Raw genomic sequence first — 16,618 nt, 5'->3', positions numbered from 1 at the left:
GTGAACTTATGACAAAATCTTTCTTTAATGGAGTAGCAAAAAGTGGGTGCAGACGACATTAAGACCACCCTGCAACTGGTTCAAAAGCTGCACTCGCTTGGGAAACTCACCAAAAAGATAGTTAAGCGAGGTTCACTTTCCTACAGGGTTCAGAGCGCCGGGCATGAAAATGCCGAGTATTACGGCTCCCCTGAAAAGCCTGAACAACTAGGTAGATACAATGATCGAAAGAAAGAAATCGGGATCTGGTACGGAGCTCAACACCCCAGCGGAGCACTTGCCGAGACCTTTGGAGGGCTCCGGCCAGCGGACCTAAAAGGGATAGGCATCTTCCTCAACGCCACAGACCTCGAATCACGAGACATGTGCGTGGTTGAGATGAGCCGGGACTTGAAACTCCTGGATCTGAAGCTTTGCCTGTCCAAGCTGGCCCGAACCGTGGATGAGGTCTCCGGCCCTGACTATACCCTGACCCAGGAAATTGTCGGGGCGGTGGCAAGGTTGCCGGGCAATCCATTTGACGGCATTGCTTACGAGTCGCGCCACCATCCGGACGGACACAGCTGTTACGCGCTGTGGACCAAGCCAGGTGAGGCTACAACAGTGAAGACCATTGAGATGACAAAGCTTTCGGAGTTCGAATACACAGGAGAACTTCCGGAGGGTTTTGAGGGCGACAGTATGGATGCGGAGGAGATCATGACCGAGATCCTCGGCTACAAGGTGCTTGGCTCCTGAGCTCGCTTACTACTCACACAGCGCCCCGCCCCTGGGTGCGCTGTTTTCTAGGCCGGCGTTGAAGTCATGAAAAGCGCGGCTTCGCGTTTAATAACGTCCAACTGCTTCTCACTGGCTCCATTTTTCAAGATAACGTAGGGTAGTTCCAACTTTCCATCAGTAAAAGCGATGGGGTTCAGGAAGAAAGTACATTGCGCCTCGGCGCTCACACTCTTCAGCAAACCCAGCACCTCTTCAAGATTAGCCAGTTTCTTTTCACCGATAAACTGAAATGCGGGGTACAAGTAATCGTTGCCTTCCTGTATCGCTATCAGCGTGCCTTTCCTGACATGATTATTAACTGTCTGCCGGGTAGTGCTCAGGATTTTAGAGACATCTTGGGTTTTTAAAACACCACCAAACTCTTTGAGTTGTTCAAAAAACTCGATTTTAGCGGCAACCCTTCGAGCTTGCTTCCGAGTCTCCCGGGTGCTCAGCGCTCCGGCAATAGCTCCACTGACCGCGAGTTTTTGCAAGAGCTCGGCATCTGTAAGAGCACCCAGGCTTTCGTTGTTTTTTTCCTCGGACCATCGCTCGAACACACTGGTCAGGATTTTCAACATGCGCACCGGCGCCCCTGCGGCATCCGGAACTCTCTCCATGGCAGCGGCAAGGGTATCAACGACAGCGTTCATAGGTCTGTGCGAGTCCACAAGGCACCTCCAGCATTTCCTGATTGACGATTCACTGTACCAACAGATAACTAAAATCGTCAAACACCAATACGTACCCTGACGACGGATGGGCCCGCGACATGGCCAAAACCATGAACGCAGACAGCAACGTGATACAGTCGCGCCAGCCTTGGTAACCGAATTGCTGCACCTATGGAACGAAACGACATCACCGCCGCCCTCCCCGCCTGGAAAGACACCCGCCTGGCTTCGCACTGCACCGGCTTGCTGCTGGGCAACGGGGCCAGCCGGGCAATCTGGCGAGGCTTTGCCTACGATTCACTATTTGAACTGGCGCAGAAAGTGCGCAACCGCCCCTTGGGCCAGACCGATCAGGCGCTGTTCAAGGCGATGGGTAGCGAAAGCTTCGAGCAAGCGCTCAGTGCCCTGAACACCACCACCCGGGTGAACGCGGCGCTGGCGATCGGCGCCTCCGGGCCGCTGAACCGCTATTACGCGATCAAGGAAGCGCTTATCCACGCGATGCGCAGCGTGCACCTGCCCTGGCGGCTGTTGCCGGCCACTACCCGTAGCGCTCTGAATGAGGCTTTGCGAGGGTACAGTCGCATCTATTCCGGCAACTACGACCTGCTCTGCCATTGGGCTGTATGGGAGGCGCCAGAAGGTTTCGACGACGGCTTGGACGTGGATGCAGGGTTCGATCCGCGCAGGCCCGCAACCGGGGATCACCAACTGTTCTACCTGCACGGTGGGCTGCACCTGCTCAAAGACCGCGACGGCGCCACCCGCCGACGTGTGGCTGCGGGCAGTGAGTTGCTCGATGGCTTTGCGATCAATACGCCCGGCGATGTGCCGTTGTTCGTCAACGAGGGCACCAGCGCGGACAAACTGCGCGGTATTCGAGGCTCGGATTACCTCACCCATTGCCTGGCATCGCTGGCGAGCCATCAAGGCCCGATGTGCCTGTTCGGCCATCAACTCAACCGGCAGGACGCTCACTTGCTGGCGGCCCTGCGCGCAGCCCCTGTCGAGCAAATGGCGGTGGCGATCTTCCCGCTCAGTGAACCCTGGATTCTGAGCCAGAAGCAGCACTACCAGCAGCTGCTCGGTGACCGCATGGCACTGGAGTTCTTCGACGCCACCAGCCACCCGCTGGGTGCCCCTTCGCTGAACATCCCCCAGGAAAAGCCCCGGGCGCGGCGTTAGTTCGAAGGCAGCAAGCCATCGGCCTGCAGCAGGCGTTCCAGGCAGTGTTCGCTCACGCCGTAGAACGCCTTGAGCGCCTGAATGCGTGCCAGGCGCGAGGCTACGTCCACAGGCGCCGAGCGCTTCACCGCCAGGATCATCTTGTTCTTGCTGGTGTGTTCCAGCGACACGAACTCGAACACCTTGGTCTCATAGCCGCAGGCTTCCAGGTACAGGGCACGCAGACCATCGGTCAGCATTTCGGCCTGCTGGCCCATGTGCAAGCCGAACTGCAGCATCGGGCCCAGGGGCTCGGGGCTGTGCATTTGCGGCCGCAGTTCCTTGTGGCAGCACGGCGAACACATGATGATCGCCGCCTGGCTGCGAATGCCCGTGTGAATGGCATAGTCGGTGGCCACATCGCAGGCATGCAGGGCAATCATCACATCGATGCGGGCCGGCACCACGGTGCGCACATCGCCATGTTCGAACGTGAGCCCGGGGTGATCCAGCTCGGCCGCCGCCTGGTTGCACAGGTCGACCATGTCCTGCCGAAGCTCCACGCCGGTAACCGAGGCCTCCCGGCCCAGCCCGTGGCGCAGGTAGTCATGGATAGCGAAGGTAAGGTAACCCTTGCCCGAACCGAAGTCCGCCACCCGCACGGGCGCCTCCGCTGCCAGCCCGGCCTGGGTGAACGCATGAGCGAACACCTCGATGAACTTGTTGATCTGCTTCCACTTGCGCGACATCGCCGGCACCAATGCGCCGTGGCGGTCAGTGACGCCCAGCGCGGCCAGGAAAGGCCGGTCGAGCTCCAACCAGCGTTGCTTGGCGCGGTCATGCTCGGCGCTGGCCGCTGGCTGCGGTTGCTGGGCCTTGGCACGGTGCAGGCGGGCCTTGCCCTTCTTGCCGAATTCGAGCTGCACGGTTTCATCCGTGGTTTGCAGGTGCGCGTTGCGGAACTGCTCCGGCAGTGCCGCTGCGATCTCGGCCAGGCCTTCTTCCACCGCATGATGGCGGGTGATATCGCGGGTACGGTAGCGCAGCACAAAGCCCAGCCGAGGCTGCCCCTTGACCGTAAGCGGCTTGACCGTAATGCGCTCCAGCTCCGCTTCCGCTCCCACATGACGCGCCAATACCAACTTTACCCAGCGGCCTTCATTCAGCGCCAGGCGCAAATGGTCGAGGAAAGCGGCCCGTGGGTCGTCGGTGGGCAGAGGCGAAGCGGGCACGGCAGGCATCAAGCGAATCTCGAGAAAACGGCGGGCGGCCATTCTAAGGCACACAGGCAAAAAGCGGAAAAACGCTCGCCAGCCGGTGCGCTGACTGGATCGCCCGGCAACGATGAGTTACAACGGTGCTCAAACAACAGTCACGGTTTTACCGCCTACCTTTGGCGACGCGTGTTCGCCGCCCCCTGCAGGGCCCCGCCCAGGAATGATTTCATGAAGAAGCTGTATCTGCTTGGCCTGGCCGCTGCCTTGGCCTGCCCTCCGATCCTTGCCGCCAGCACCGGCACGGATAGCGCCACCAAGGACGCATTCATCACCGACCTGATCAAGCGCATGACGCTGGACGAAAAGATCGGCCAGTTGCGCTTGATCAGCATTGGCCCGGAAATGACCCACGAGCAGATCCGCAAGGAGATCGCCGCGGGCCGCATCGGTGGCACCTTCAATTCGGTGACCCGGCCTGAAAACCGCCCCATGCAGGACGCGGCCATGAACAGCCGGCTGAAGATCCCGATGTTCTTTGCCTACGACGTGATCCACGGGCAGCGCACCATTTTCCCCATCAGCCTGGGCCTGGCTTCCAGCTGGGACATGGACGCCATTGGCGTGAGCGCGCGCACCTCTGCGCGCGAAGCGGCGGCGGACAGCCTGGACATGACCTTCGGGCCGATGGTGGACATTTCCCGCGACCCGCGCTGGGGCCGCAGCAGCGAAGGCTTTGGCGAGGATACCTACCTGGTGTCGCGCATCGCCAAGGTGATGGTAGAGGGTTACCAGGGCAAGGACGTCAGCGCCCCGGACAGCATCATGGCGGCAGTGAAGCATTTCGCCCTGTACGGCGGTGTGGAAGGTGGGCGCGACTACAATACCGTGGACATGAGCCCCACCCGCATGTACCAGGATTACCTGCCGCCCTACCGCGCCGCGCTGGATGCGGGAGCAGGCGGGGTGATGGTCGCGCTCAACTCCATCAATGGCGTACCGGCCACGTCCAATACCTGGCTGATGCAAGACCTGCTGCGCAAGGACTGGGGTTTCAAGGGCCTGACGGTGAGCGACCACGGCGCGATCATCGAACTGGTCAAGCATGGCGTGGCGCGGGATGGCCGCGAGGCGGCGAAGCTGGCGATCCGTGCTGGCATCGACCTGAGCATGAACGACATGGTGTACGGCCAGGAACTGCCCGGCCTGGTGAAAACCGGCGAGGTGCCGGAAGCCGAGATTGATAATGCAGTGCGCGAAGTGCTCTCGGCCAAGTACGACATGGGCTTGTTCGCCGACCCGTACCGCCGCCTAGGCAAGGCGGAAGAGGACCCGGCCGATACCAACGCCGAAAGCCGCCTGCACCGCGAGGAAGCCCGTTCGGTGGCCCGTCGCTCCATGGTGCTGCTCAAGAATGCTCGCGACACGCTGCCACTGAAGAAGGCCGGCACCATCGCCGTGGTCGGTCCACTGGCCGATGCGCCGATCGACATGATGGGTAGCTGGTCGGCGGCGGGGCAGCCGAAGCAGTCCATTACCCTGCTGCAAGGGATTCGTGATGCCGTGGGCAATCAGGCGCAGGTGATGTATGCCAAGGGTGCGAACGTCACCAACGACCGCAACAGCCTGGCGTTTCTCAACCGCATCATCTTCGACCGTACCGAAGTGGACGTAGACCCACGCTCGGCTCAAACCATGATCGACGAAGCCCTCAAGGCGGCCGCTGGCGCCGATGTGATCGTGGCGGCGGTGGGCGAATCCCGTGGCATGTCCCACGAATCCGCCAGCCGCACTACGTTGGAAATTCCGGCACCACAACGGGCCCTGCTCACCGCGCTGCGCGCGACGGGCAAGCCGCTGGTGCTGGTATTGATGAATGGCCGGCCACTGTCCCTGGTGCAGGAAACCCAGCAAGCCGACGCCATGCTCGAAACCTGGTTCAGCGGCACCGAAGGCGGCCATGCCATCGCCGACGTGCTGTTTGGCGACTACAACCCGTCGGGCAAGCTGCCGGTAACCTTCCCGCGCTCGGTGGGCCAGGTGCCGATGTACTACAGCCACCTGACCATTGGCCGGCCGTTCATTCCCGGCAAGGCAGGCAACTACACCTCGCAGTACTTCGATGAAGACACCAGCCCGCTGTTCCCCTTCGGCTACGGCCTGAGCTACACCACCTTCGATGTGTCCGACGTTCACCTTTCCGCCAACCGGCTCAAGCGTGGCGAAACCCTCAAGGCCAGCGTAACCGTGCGCAACACCGGCAAGCGCGACGGCGAAACGGTGGTGCAGCTGTACCTCCATGACGTTGTGGCCTCCATGGCCCGGCCGATCAAGGAGCTGAAGAACTTCGAGAAAGTGTTCCTCAAGGCCGGCGAGCGCAAGGAAGTTACCTTCGAGCTCCGCGAAGACGACCTGAAGTTCTACAACACCCAACTTCAGTACGCCGCCGAGCCAGGCGACTTCGATGTGCAGATCGGCCTCGACTCGCAAGACGTGAAGCAGGCTCGGTTCGAGTTGTTTTAAGGCCGGATCTGAATGGGCCGCTACGGAGGCGCCAGGCAATCCGTAGCAGCCGGCCTTGGCCGCGACCCGTGTTCGGCAGGCTGCTCGCCCAACCCGGAGGCCGCAATCAGCTCCCGGGTATAGGGGTGTTCCGGCGCGGCGAAGATCCGCCGCGCCGGGCCCTGCTCTACCACCTTGCCTTCACGGATCACGATCAGCTCATGGGCCAGGGCACGTACCACCGCCAGGTCATGGCTGATGAACAGGTACGTCAGCCCGTGGCGCAGCTGCAACGACCTGAGTAGCTCCACGATCTGCTTCTGCACCGTGCGATCCAGGGCGGAGGTGGGCTCGTCGAGCAGGATCAGGCTGGGCTCGAGCACCAATGCCCGGGCGATCGCGATGCGCTGGCGCTGGCCCCCGGAAAACTCATGGGGGTAGCGATGGCGAGTTTCAGGGTCCAGCCCCACTTCACCCAGCACCCGGATTACTGCGGCCTCCTGCTCGAGGGGGGTGCCGATGCCATGGGTAAGCAGGCCTTCGGCGATAATCTGTTCCACCGACATGCGCGGGCTGAGGCTACCGAACGGGTCTTGAAACACCACCTGCATCTGCCGCCTGAATCGGCGCATGGCAGCAGGGTTTTGCAGCGTGAGCTGAACGTTGCCGAAGCGCACGCTGCCCTCACATTCCACCAGTTGCAGGATCGCCTGGCCAAGCGTGGACTTGCCCGAACCGGACTCGCCCACAATGCCCAGGGTTTTACCCTTGAGCAGGGAAAAGCTCACACCGTCCACCGCCTTGATGTATGAGCGCTCCCGGCTGAACAACGGCTTTGGCAATGGGAACCATACCCGTAGCTCGTCGACGGTGAGCAGGTAGTGGTCGAACAGCACCGGCACCGGTCGGCCATCGGGCTCGGCCTCGATCAGCATGCGGCTGTAAGGGTGCCTGGGCTGAGCGAACAGATCGTCGGTAGCGGCCTGTTCCACGATCTCCCCACCGCGCATCACGCATACCCGCTGGGCAACCCGCCGTACCAGGTTCAAGTCGTGGCTGATCAACAGCAAGGACATGCCCAGGCGCGCCTGCAGATCGCGCAGCAGTTCGAGAATGCGCTGTTGCACAGTCACGTCCAGGGCGGTGGTGGGCTCATCGGCAATCAACAGGTCCGGCTCGTTGGCCAGGGCCATGGCAATCATCACCCGCTGCCGTTGGCCGCCCGACAGCTGATGCGGATATGCCTTCAAGCGCTTGGCGGGATCGCGGATACCCACCAGTTCAAGCAGCTCAAGGACCCTGTTTCGCGCCTCAGTGCCACCCAGCCCCTTATGTACGGCCAGCACTTCACCAATCTGCCTTTCCACCGTATGCAGCGGGTTGAGGGACGTCATCGGCTCCTGGAAGATCATCGCGATACGGTTGCCGCGCAATTCGCGCAAGCGCCCCTCGCTCGCCGCTACCAGGTCCTCGCCGTTGAAATGAACACAGCCCTGGGTACACACCTTCGCCGCAGGCAGCAGCCGCAGGATCGAGTGAGCCATCACCGACTTGCCCGAGCCGGATTCGCCCACCAATGCCAGGCACTCCCCCCGGCGGATGTCGAGGCTTACACCGTGTACCACCTCGCGCTCCCCGAACGCGACGCGCAGATTCCGGATTTCGATCAGGTTGTCGTGCATGTCAGCTCCTTGGGTCGAACGCGTCGCGGCAGGCTTCGCCGATGAACACCAGCAGGGACAAAATCAGCGCCAATACGCAAAACGCTGTAAGGCCCAGCCAGGGTGCCTGCAGGTTCTGCTTGGCTTCGCCCACCAACTCCCCCAGCGACGCCGTGCCCGCTGGCATGCCGAAGCCGAGGAAATCCAGCGCGGTGAGCGTAGAAATGGCGCCAGTCACAATAAACGGCAGGTACGTCAAGGTGCTGGTCATGGCGTTAGGCAGGATGTGCCGGCGCATCAGCGCGCCATCGGTCAAACCCAGCGCCCGGGCGGCTTTCACGTATTCCAGGTTGCGCCCACGCAGAAACTCCGCCCGCACTACGTCTACCAGGCCGAGCCAGGAGAACAACGCCATGATCCCCAGCAGCCACCAGAAACTGGGGACCACAAACCCGGACAGGATGATCAACAGGTACAGCACCGGCAGGCCCGCCCAGATTTCCTGTAGCCGCTGCCCGACAAGGTCCACCACCCCGCCGTAGTACCCCTGGATCGCACCGGCGAACACGCCGATCACTGTGCTGATAAAGGTCAACAACAATGCAAAGAGGATCGACACCCGCGCGCCATACAAGGCGCGGGCCAGCACATCCCGCGCCTGGTCGTCGGTGCCCAGCCAGTTCTGTGCGCTGGGCGGGCTGGGCGAAGGCGCGGTGAGGTCCCAGTTCACCGATTCGGGCCCGAACGGGATGGGCGGAAACAGCATCCAGCCGTGTTTGCTGGCAATCAGTTGGCGCACGTACTGGCTGGTGTAATCCGGCTCGAATGGCAGTTCGCCGCCAAAATCGGTCTCTTGGTAGGTATGAAGAAAGGGCATGTACCATTGCCCCTCGTAGCTCACCAGCAACGGCTTGTCGTTAGCCAGCAACTCCGCGCACAGGCACAGCAGCAACAGGCCCAGGAACAGCCAAAGCGACCACCAGCCCCGGCGGTTGGCCTTGAACGCCTGAAGGCGGCGTTTACCCAAGGGGGAAAGCGAGAACATCAGGCGGCCCTCCGGGCAAAGTCGATACGGGGGTCCACCAGCGTGTAGCAAAGGTCGCCCACCAGCTTGATCAGCAGCCCGAACAGGGTGAACAGGAACAGCGTGCCGAACACCACGGGGTAGTCCCGGGACACGGCTGCGTCGTAGCTCATGCGCCCCAGGCCGTCGAGGTTGAACAGCGTTTCGATCAGCAACGAGCCCGCAAAAAACACGTCGATCAGCGCCTGCGGGATGCCTGCCAGCACCAGCAACATGGCATTGCGAAACACGTGGCCATAAAGCGTGCGCCGTTCAGTAAGCCCCTTGGCCCTGGCGGTAGTCACGTACTGCCGGCTGATTTCGTTGAGGAAGCTGTTCTTGGTCATGATGGTGAGCGTGGCGAAACCACCGATCACCAATGCCCCTACGGGCAGTACCAAGTGCCAGAGGTAATCCAGCACCTTGCCGGTGAAGGGCAACTGATCGAAGCCCTCGGACACCAGCCCTTGCACGGGAAACCAGCTCAGGTAACTGCCGCCGGCGAACACCACGATCAGCAGGATGGCGAACAAAAACGCCGGCATGGCATAGCCGATGATGATCGCCGTGCTTGTCCATACGTCGAACCGGCTGCCGTGATGAACCGCCTTGCGAATGCCAAGCGGGATCGACACCAGGTAGGTGATCAACGTGGCCCATACGCCCAGCGATATCGTGGTGGGGAGCTTTTGCGCGATCAGTTCGGTCACCGGCGCGCCACGAAAGAAGCTGTTGCCGAAATCCAGGCGGGCGTAATGCTCGATCATCAGCCACAGGCGCTCGTGCATAGGCTTGTCGAAACCATAGTGCCGTTTGATTTCTTCGATCAGGGCGGGGTCCAGGCCCTGGCTGGAGCGGCTGCCCCCTCCCCCGGCCATTTCGCCGCCACCGCCGCCCACGCCTTGCTTGCTGGCGCCCTGCAGGCGAGCGATGGCTTGATCCACCGGCCCGCCGGGCGCGGCCTGGACGATCACAAAGTTCACGACCAGGATGCACAGCAGCGTAGGAATGATGAGCAACAGGCGACGCAAGATGTACTGCGGCATGTCAGTGCCCCTCCGAGTTGTGCGCCAGGGCGCTCATTTGCAAGGTGGTCAGCGGGGTAGCGCTCACTTGCCACCAGGTGTCCAGCCCCACGTCGTAGGCAGGCGGCGTGGCAGGCATGCCGAACCGGTTGAGGTACGCCACCGGGGTGCCTTCGCTGTAGTAGTTCTGGATGGCGTAATAGCCCCACTGCAGCACCCGATCGAGGGCACGGGCGTGATGCACCATGTCGCTGCGGCTGGTGGCGCTGACCAGGCCGTCGATCAGCGCGTCCACGGCGGGGTCCTTCAACACCATGAAATTGGAGCTTCCGGGTTGGGTTGCGCTGGCCGAGCCGTAGAGGTTGTAGAGCTCGCGACCGGGAGAAATGATCGGGTCGCCGCTGCGCGGGAAAGTCACCACGATCATGTCGTAGTTGCGGGCATTCATCAGGTTGTTGTACTGCGCGCCGTCGATGCGGCGCATTTCCAGCTCGATGCCGATCTGCGCCAAGGTGCGCTTCATGGGCAACACCAGCCGGTCGAAGCCGCCCTGCCCGTCCAGGAAGGTGAACTTCAGTTGTTCGCCCTGGGCGTTCACCAGGCGATTGTGATCCGGGTGCCAGCCCGCCTCGGCGAGCAATTTGAGCGCTTGCAGCTGTTTGTCGCGGATGTACCCGCTGCCATCGGTGGCAGGCGACTGGTACACCTGGGTGAACACCTCGTCGGGGATCTTCCCCCGCAGTGGTTCAAGGATCGCCAGCTCCTGGGCGTCGGGCAATTGCGTGGCCGCCATTTCACTCTTGGGGAAGTAGCTGCTCTGGCGCCGGTAGAAGCCGCGCATCATGTGCTGGTTCGCCCAGTCGAAATCCCACAGTAGTGTCAGGGCTTCGCGCACCCGCCTGTCCTGGAAGATCGGCCGTTGCAGGTTGAACACAAAGCCCTGCGCGGCCACCGGCCGGAGCTTGGCCAGGATAGCCCGTTGCAGGCGGCCGTCTGCGAGTGCAGGGCTTTCATAGCCCACCACGTAGCCACTGGAAGAAAACTCGCGGTTGTAATCGAACGCCTGGGCTTGAAGCAGCTGGCGCGCCACTTCGGTGTCAGCATAAAAATTCACGGTCAGGGTGTCGAAGTTGTACATCCCACGGCTCACGGGCAGGTCTTTGGCCCACCAATCCTTGACCCGCTCGAAGGTAATGCTGCGGCCCGGGTCTACCCGGCTGATGCGATAAGGGCCACTGCCCAGCGGCGGAGTGAAGCCGCCACCGCCGGCAAAATCGTGGTCTTTCCAGTAGTGTTCCGGCAAAACTCGCATGGATGCCAGGTCCAGCGGCAAGGTGCGGTTGAGGTTGCTTTTGAAGTTGAAGCGCACCTGCCGCGGCCCCTCTACCACCACGTCGGCCACATCGCCATAGAGCAGGCGATAGCTGAGGCTGGCCTTGGTGATCAGCTGATTGAAGGTATACGCCACGTCCTGGGCGGTAACGGGCGTGCCGTCATGGAACCGCGCACGCGGGTCCAGATAGAAGCGCACCCACATACCCGCAGGATCCTGCTCCATCTTTTCGGCAACCAACCCATACACCGTGTAAGGCTCGTCCAGGGAGCGGTAGGCCAAGGGTGAATACAGCCAAGTGTCCACCTGGCTGACTGCGGTGCCCTGGTCGTTGGTGGGCATGATGTAATTGAATTGAGCGATCTCCTCGGCGGAGCGGCTCAGCGAGCCGCCTTTGGGGGCCTGTGGGTTCACGTAGTCGAAGTGCTGAAAACCGGGCGGGTATTTAGGCGGCTCGCCATACACCGTCATGGCTGTCACGGGCATCGCCTGGGCGCCCGACACGTGCAGGTACAGCGCGGCTGCCAACAACAGCCAGCGCGGCAAAACAAAGTGCAGTTGCATAACCGGACGTCCTCGAACGCACACACATAGCGCCTGAAAAAAACCTGGCCGCCTGGCCAGGGATGCCGAATACAGGCAATCGAGCGGGCCGGAGCGCAGCCCGCCGAGGTGCTTCAGAAGTGGTAGGTCGCGCGGGCGAACAGCGTGCGGCCCAGCGGGTCGGTGTAGCGTGGGTCGTAGCCGCTCTGGAACGTGTAGTTCTGGTTGGAGAACGGCGGGTCGCGGTCGAGGATGTTTTTCACCCCCACGTCCACGTCCAGGGTTTTGGCGAAGGTGTAGCCTGCGGCCAGGTCCCAGAGCATGTACGAGGCCACATGGTCATTGGTGGTGCGGTCGTAGTCGTTGTAGCCCGAGGTGTAGCGGTTGGTGATCGAAGCGCGCGCCGGCCCGTAGGTCCAGGAGCCGGTGATGTTGTGTTTCCAGCGGGCCGCCACGCCGTAGCCCTGGAAGTCGCCCACCCGGTCGATGTAGGCGCCATCGATCGTTTGCTGGTAGTCGTAGCGGCTGACGTAGGTGCCTTGCAGGTCCACGCCAAACTGGCCGAACGGGGTGGCCGGGAAGCGGTAATTCAGGCTCACGTCCACACCGCTGGTTTTCACGTTACCCAGGTTGGCCAGGCCCGTGATGATGTGGTCGATAGAGCCATCCGCCGCCCGTACGATGCGATCGCCGTACAGTTCGGGATGCGCGAACACTTCGGACTCGGGAAACTCTTCGATCTGCCCGGCGATCTTGATCCACCAGAAGTCCAGGCCCATCGAGAGATTGCGCACCGGTTGATACACGAAGCCTGCGGTGACGTTACGGGCGGTTTCCGGTTTAAGGTCCTGGTTGCCCCCCGTGTTGTTGAGAAACTGCTGATTGCAGTCGCGGCCACCGTTGCCACCCGGTTGCAGCGTACCGCCCGTGCACAGGCGAGGGTCGTTGTAGTTACCTTGGGTGAAAGTGGTGTAGGTAGGGTTGTTCAGCTCATACAGCGACGGCGCGCGGAAGCCCTCGCTGTAGGCGCCGCGCATCACCAGCTCCTTGAAAGGCTGGAAGCGGAACGAGTACTTCGGGTTGGTGGTGCTGCCAAAGTCGCTGTACTTGTCGTGCCGCACCGCTGCGGACAATTCCAGGCTGTCGAACACCGGTACGTTGATTTCGGCATATTCGGCGCTGATGCTGCGATCGCCCGACACCGAGCTGTTCGGGTCTACGCCAAGGCTGGAAAGGTCGCCTGCGAAGTCTTCCACCGTTTCGTGGAATTTCTCCTTGCGGTATTCACCGCCCAACGCCAGCCCGACAGGGCCCGCGCCGAACCAGTCGCCGATTTCCCGGGTGAGCTTGCCGTCCATGGATGACACGCGCCCCGTGGAAACCGCATAGGTCCCGTGGTAGGTATTGGCGTCGATGTACGCCTGGCCGGCGTCGCTTTGAGGGCCGAAGGGGTTGAGCAGCCCGCTGTCCAGGCCGGCAATCATGGCCGAGTCGCTCACGTAGCCGTTGGTGACCTTGTTGTACACCTGGTTCTGGTTGTAACCAGCGCCCACGTTATAGTCCCAACCCGCCACCGTGCCGTCGAAGGTCAGCTGGAAGCGCTGGCTGGTGTTCTGGTCCTTCGATTCGCGGTCCCCGGCTGCGGTCTCGCGCCAGTTCACATCCACCGGCTGAGTGGGGTCCAGGGCGAAGTCCGTTGGCGCGGGTGTGATGCCGTTGCCCGGGTAATAGGGCGAAGTAGGTGACAAGCTAAGGCCGGTCAAGGGCGCGGGCGCCACGCTGGTGCTGTTGTTATTGCGCGACCAGAAGTAATCCAGGGTCACGTTATGGTCGTCTGCCAGTTTGCCTGTGGCCTTGCCAAAGAAGGACGTGGCTTCGGTTTGCGGCAGCAGGTCGATGGAATTGCGCGTGCTGTAGCGGCAGACGCCGTCGCTGGCGATCTGGTTGGCGCCACTGCACGCTGGCGCCAGGGGGTTGGTGGCATTGCCGTTCTGGCTGTAGTTGGCAGGGAAAGAGGTGCCAGAAGTGTTGTCCAGGCCACGGCCGGGCACGTAGTCCTTGTCGAAGCCCCGGTCATTGGCGTCCAGGTTCTGTTGCGTACGGTAGTTGAACACGCCCATCACGTTGAACCGGTCCTGCTCCAGGTCACCGTAGCCCCAGCTGCCGCTGATGTCCTTGCTGCCGCCGCCGCCATCCTGGGTGGGGGTTTCGCCGCCGAGGGTGAGCGTGCCGTCGGTGAGGGATTTCTTGGTGATGAAGTTGATCACGCCGCCGATCGCGTCGGTGCCATACAGGGCCGAGGCGCCGTCGCGCAGGATTTCTACCCGGTCGATGGCCGCGAACGGGATCATGTTGAGGTCGACAGCGCCGCCTTGAGAGGTGGTGCCAGACATGGCGTTGTTCGCCAGGCGCCGGCCGTTAAGCAATATCAGGGTTTTGTTGGCGCCGATGCCACGCATGTCAGCGAAGCTGGCGCCACCGGTTGCAGCGCCCACGGAGCCGGAGGAGTTGCTGATGGAGTTGCTGCCGGTTACCCGCTGCATCAATTCGGCGGTGGTGGTCACGCCCTGCTTTTCCAGGTCGGCGGTACGCAGGATGGTGATCGGCACAGCGGTTTCGGCGTCCACCCGGCGAATGGCCGAGCCGGTTACTTCAACCTTTTGCAGCTGGGTGGTCACCGGCGCCGGCGCTATCACCGCTGCTTGCGCGCTGTTGGTTTCTTCGGTGCTGTCAGCGGCATAAACGCCGCCCATGCCCATGGCCATTACGTAAACCGGCACCATGCGATGCCGTTGCAGGGTGGTGACCAGAGGCTTGAGGGTAAACCCGGGAAAGCTCATCAACATGTTAACTTCCGATTGTTCTCAGACGTTGATTGAAATGGCCTTGTGAGCCCTGTTTGCTCCGGGTAGGTTTTGCCGGCCCCGGAAATTTCCTTTCTTCAAACAAGCCGCTCCCCTGCAAGGCCCGGAAGGCTCGCACAGGGTTGCTGCTGGGTTACGGTTGCCCGAAGGCTTAACGCGTGGTCATCACCGAGATGCGGGTGATCCCGGAGCGCTCAATCGAAGCCATCGCCTTGGCCACCTGGCCGTAGTTCACGCTGGTGTCGGCCTGCAGTTGCACCCGTACCTCCGGGTCCTTGGCTTTTACGTCCTGCAGGCTTTTTTCCAGCAACTCGGGCGCAACCTCGGCCTTGGCGAGGAAGAACTTGCCGTCCTGGTCCACGCTCACCACCACCGGGTCCTTTTTCTCGGCGGGCGCCACGGCGTCGGTTTTGGGCAGGTTCACCTTGATGGCATTGGTCATCAGCGGCGCGGTAACGATGAACACCACCAGCAACACCAGCATCACGTCCACCAGCGGGGTGACGTTCATCTCGCTGAGTACTTCATCGCTGTCCTGGGTCGAGAAGGCCATGTCAGCTTGCCTCCCGCACGCCATGGGCATGCTTGTGAGCGATGGGCTCGCGGGTTACGGCAAAGGCGCTGCGCTGGGCGAGGCTGTCGAAGTCATGGGCGAAGTCGTCCATGTCTGCCAAGGCAAGCTTCAAACGTCGAAGGAAGAAGTTGTAAATGAGCACCGCTGGCACGGCGACCGCGATCCCTACCCCAGTGGCGATCAGCGCATGGCCGATAGGGCCGGCGACGGTTTCCAGGCTGGCCGAGCCGCTGGCCCCGATGCTTTGCAGGGCTTCCATGATCCCCCAGACCGTTCCGAACAACCCAATGAACGGTGACGTGCTGCCAATACTGGCCAGCACGGCCTGGCCGACTTCCAGCGCTCGACGTTCCCGCTGGATCTGCTGTCGCAGGTTACGTTCGAGCCGGTCCTGCCGGTTGATCGTGTGAGCCAGTTGCTGAGCGGTGCGCGGGCTGTCATCCACCGCCATGGCCTCGAAGCCGCTGTTGGCGATGCGCGCCAGCGAGCCGGGGTATTGGCTGGAGTGCTCTGCGGCAGTGAGCAGGTCGGGCGCCGTCCAGAACGCCTTGGTGAACTGACGGTTCTGCGACTTGAGGCGCAAGTATTGGGCGGACTTCACCAACAACAGCCCCCAGCTGAGCACGGAGAACAGGATCAAGGCCCAAAGCACGCCCGGTACAATCATTGCAGACAGTGATGCGTTCATGGCTTACCTCGTAACAGCTGAAATGTGTGAGTTATTGCGGCAATTTGAAGTCGATGGTCTGGGTGGCGAACCCGTCGATGGGCGTGTCCCCGCGCCTGGCTGGAATGAACTTCCAGTTGCGCACCGCAGCGACCGCTGCTTCGTCCAGTTGAGGCTTGCCACTGGAGCGGGTCACCTCCACCGTCCCGGCACGCCCATTGGCCAGCACCTGAATGCGCAGCACCACGGTGCCCTCCCAATTGCGCCGTAGCGCCAACGAGGGGTACTCCGGCGGCGGATTGCCCAGGCTTGCCAGGCCAGACACCGCAGCGGTTTCCTTCACAGGCGCAGGTACAGGCGCGGCGGGAGCAGCGGGGGCCGTTGTGGGAGCCGGCGGCGCTGGCGGCGTGGCTGCGGCGGGCGCCGGGGTTGGCGCGGGCGGCGTCGGCGCTGCGGGCTTTTTCACCGCCTGCGGCTTGGGCACTGGCTTGGGCTTCTCCACCTTTTTTTCCACCGGCTTGGGTGGCGGCTTGAGGGCGTCCGGGTCCTCCTCTGGCGCTGGCGGCGGAGGGGGC

General features: G+C 62.1%; 13 protein-coding genes. 3 read left to right on the top strand and 10 right to left on the bottom strand.

Annotated features, from left to right (window positions below; all coding sequences use genetic code 11):
- Positions 1-42 precede the first annotated feature (42 nt).
- Positions 43-738, top strand: a complete 696-nt coding sequence (locus G7016_RS23215; protein ID WP_181118129.1) for an RES family NAD+ phosphorylase — start codon at positions 43-45, stop codon at positions 736-738.
- A 47-nt stretch (positions 739-785) separates the two neighbouring features.
- Here G7016_RS23215 and G7016_RS23210 read toward each other — a convergent pair whose 3' ends face one another.
- Positions 786-1,412 carry a helix-turn-helix domain-containing protein gene (locus G7016_RS23210; protein ID WP_181118127.1) on the bottom strand — a complete coding sequence of 209 codons (627 nt, stop codon included), beginning with the start codon at positions 1,410-1,412 and terminating at the stop codon, positions 786-788.
- Between the two features lie 192 nt (positions 1,413-1,604).
- Here G7016_RS23210 and G7016_RS23205 point away from each other — a divergent pair, with 192 nt between their 5' ends.
- A complete protein-coding gene (locus G7016_RS23205) occupies positions 1,605-2,618 on the top strand; it encodes a DUF4917 family protein (protein WP_181118126.1) in 1,014 nt (337 codons plus the stop codon).
- Here G7016_RS23205 and G7016_RS23200 read toward each other — a convergent pair.
- The gene (locus G7016_RS23200; RefSeq protein WP_181118188.1) at positions 2,615-3,838 is read right to left on the bottom strand and encodes a class I SAM-dependent methyltransferase; all 1,224 of its coding nucleotides are present in this window, start codon (positions 3,836-3,838) and stop codon (positions 2,615-2,617) included. The two genes, G7016_RS23205 and G7016_RS23200, sit on opposite strands and share 4 nt — an antisense overlap.
- A 204-nt stretch (positions 3,839-4,042) precedes the next feature.
- Between G7016_RS23200 and bglX the strand changes: the two genes are divergently transcribed.
- Complete coding sequence (gene bglX, locus G7016_RS23195) at positions 4,043-6,334, top strand: beta-glucosidase BglX (protein WP_181118125.1); 2,292 nt, start codon at positions 4,043-4,045, stop codon at positions 6,332-6,334.
- Positions 6,335-6,354: 20 nt separating this feature from the next.
- Here the strand turns inward: bglX and G7016_RS23190 are convergent, their stop codons facing one another.
- The 8 genes from G7016_RS23190 to G7016_RS23155 all read right to left on the bottom strand — a co-directional run.
- Positions 6,355-7,995, bottom strand: coding sequence for an ABC transporter ATP-binding protein (locus G7016_RS23190; RefSeq protein WP_181118124.1), 1,641 nt, complete (start codon positions 7,993-7,995; stop codon positions 6,355-6,357).
- A 1-nt stretch (position 7,996) separates the two neighbouring features.
- On the bottom strand, positions 7,997-9,019 hold the full coding sequence (locus G7016_RS23185) for an ABC transporter permease (RefSeq protein ID WP_181118123.1): 1,023 nt from the start codon (positions 9,017-9,019) through the stop codon (positions 7,997-7,999).
- Positions 9,019-10,083, bottom strand: coding sequence for a microcin C ABC transporter permease YejB (locus G7016_RS23180; RefSeq protein WP_181118122.1), 1,065 nt, complete (start codon positions 10,081-10,083; stop codon positions 9,019-9,021). The genes G7016_RS23185 and G7016_RS23180 overlap by 1 nt, the downstream gene beginning before the upstream one ends.
- Position 10,084: 1 nt before the next feature.
- Positions 10,085-11,959 (bottom strand): extracellular solute-binding protein, encoded by a 1,875-nt coding sequence (locus tag G7016_RS23175; protein WP_181118120.1) that lies wholly within the window; start codon positions 11,957-11,959, stop codon positions 10,085-10,087.
- Between the two features lie 113 nt (positions 11,960-12,072).
- Positions 12,073-14,784 carry a TonB-dependent receptor gene (locus G7016_RS23170; protein WP_181118118.1) on the bottom strand — a complete coding sequence of 904 codons (2,712 nt, stop codon included), beginning with the start codon at positions 14,782-14,784 and terminating at the stop codon, positions 12,073-12,075.
- 169 nt (positions 14,785-14,953) lie between these two features.
- Positions 14,954-15,355 carry an ExbD/TolR family protein gene (locus tag G7016_RS23165; RefSeq protein WP_181118116.1) on the bottom strand — a complete coding sequence of 134 codons (402 nt, stop codon included), beginning with the start codon at positions 15,353-15,355 and terminating at the stop codon, positions 14,954-14,956.
- 1 nt (position 15,356) lies between these two features.
- Positions 15,357-16,064 carry a MotA/TolQ/ExbB proton channel family protein gene (locus G7016_RS23160; protein ID WP_181118114.1) on the bottom strand — a complete coding sequence of 236 codons (708 nt, stop codon included), beginning with the start codon at positions 16,062-16,064 and terminating at the stop codon, positions 15,357-15,359.
- A 31-nt stretch (positions 16,065-16,095) separates the two neighbouring features.
- A partial coding sequence (locus tag G7016_RS23155) for an energy transducer TonB (protein ID WP_181118112.1) occupies positions 16,096-16,618 on the bottom strand: 523 nt, incomplete at its 5' end.

It is taken from the genome of Pseudomonas japonica (assembly GCF_013522925.1).
GTDB lineage: Bacteria > Pseudomonadota > Gammaproteobacteria > Pseudomonadales > Pseudomonadaceae > Aquipseudomonas > Aquipseudomonas japonica_A.
Note: the sequence above shows the minus strand (reverse complement) of the source record. Positions and strands in the feature narration are given on the sequence as shown.

Coding starts and splice junctions, on each gene's coding strand:
- G7016_RS23190 (WP_181118124.1), bottom strand. CDS start 7,995: ATGCACGACAACCTGATCGAAATCCGGAATCTGCGCGTCGCGTTCGGG.
- G7016_RS23180 (WP_181118122.1), bottom strand. CDS start 10,083: ATGCCGCAGTACATCTTGCGTCGCCTGTTGCTCATCATTCCTACGCTG.
- G7016_RS23185 (WP_181118123.1), bottom strand. CDS start 9,019: ATGTTCTCGCTTTCCCCCTTGGGTAAACGCCGCCTTCAGGCGTTCAAG.
- G7016_RS23170 (WP_181118118.1), bottom strand. CDS start 14,784: ATGTTGATGAGCTTTCCCGGGTTTACCCTCAAGCCTCTGGTCACCACC.
- G7016_RS23160 (WP_181118114.1), bottom strand. CDS start 16,064: ATGAACGCATCACTGTCTGCAATGATTGTACCGGGCGTGCTTTGGGCC.
- G7016_RS23175 (WP_181118120.1), bottom strand. CDS start 11,959: ATGCAACTGCACTTTGTTTTGCCGCGCTGGCTGTTGTTGGCAGCCGCG.
- G7016_RS23165 (WP_181118116.1), bottom strand. CDS start 15,355: ATGGCCTTCTCGACCCAGGACAGCGATGAAGTACTCAGCGAGATGAAC.
- G7016_RS23210 (WP_181118127.1), bottom strand. CDS start 1,412: ATGAACGCTGTCGTTGATACCCTTGCCGCTGCCATGGAGAGAGTTCCG.
- G7016_RS23200 (WP_181118188.1), bottom strand. CDS start 3,838: ATGCCTGCCGTGCCCGCTTCGCCTCTGCCCACCGACGACCCACGGGCC.
- bglX (WP_181118125.1), top strand. CDS start 4,043: ATGAAGAAGCTGTATCTGCTTGGCCTGGCCGCTGCCTTGGCCTGCCCT.
- G7016_RS23205 (WP_181118126.1), top strand. CDS start 1,605: ATGGAACGAAACGACATCACCGCCGCCCTCCCCGCCTGGAAAGACACC.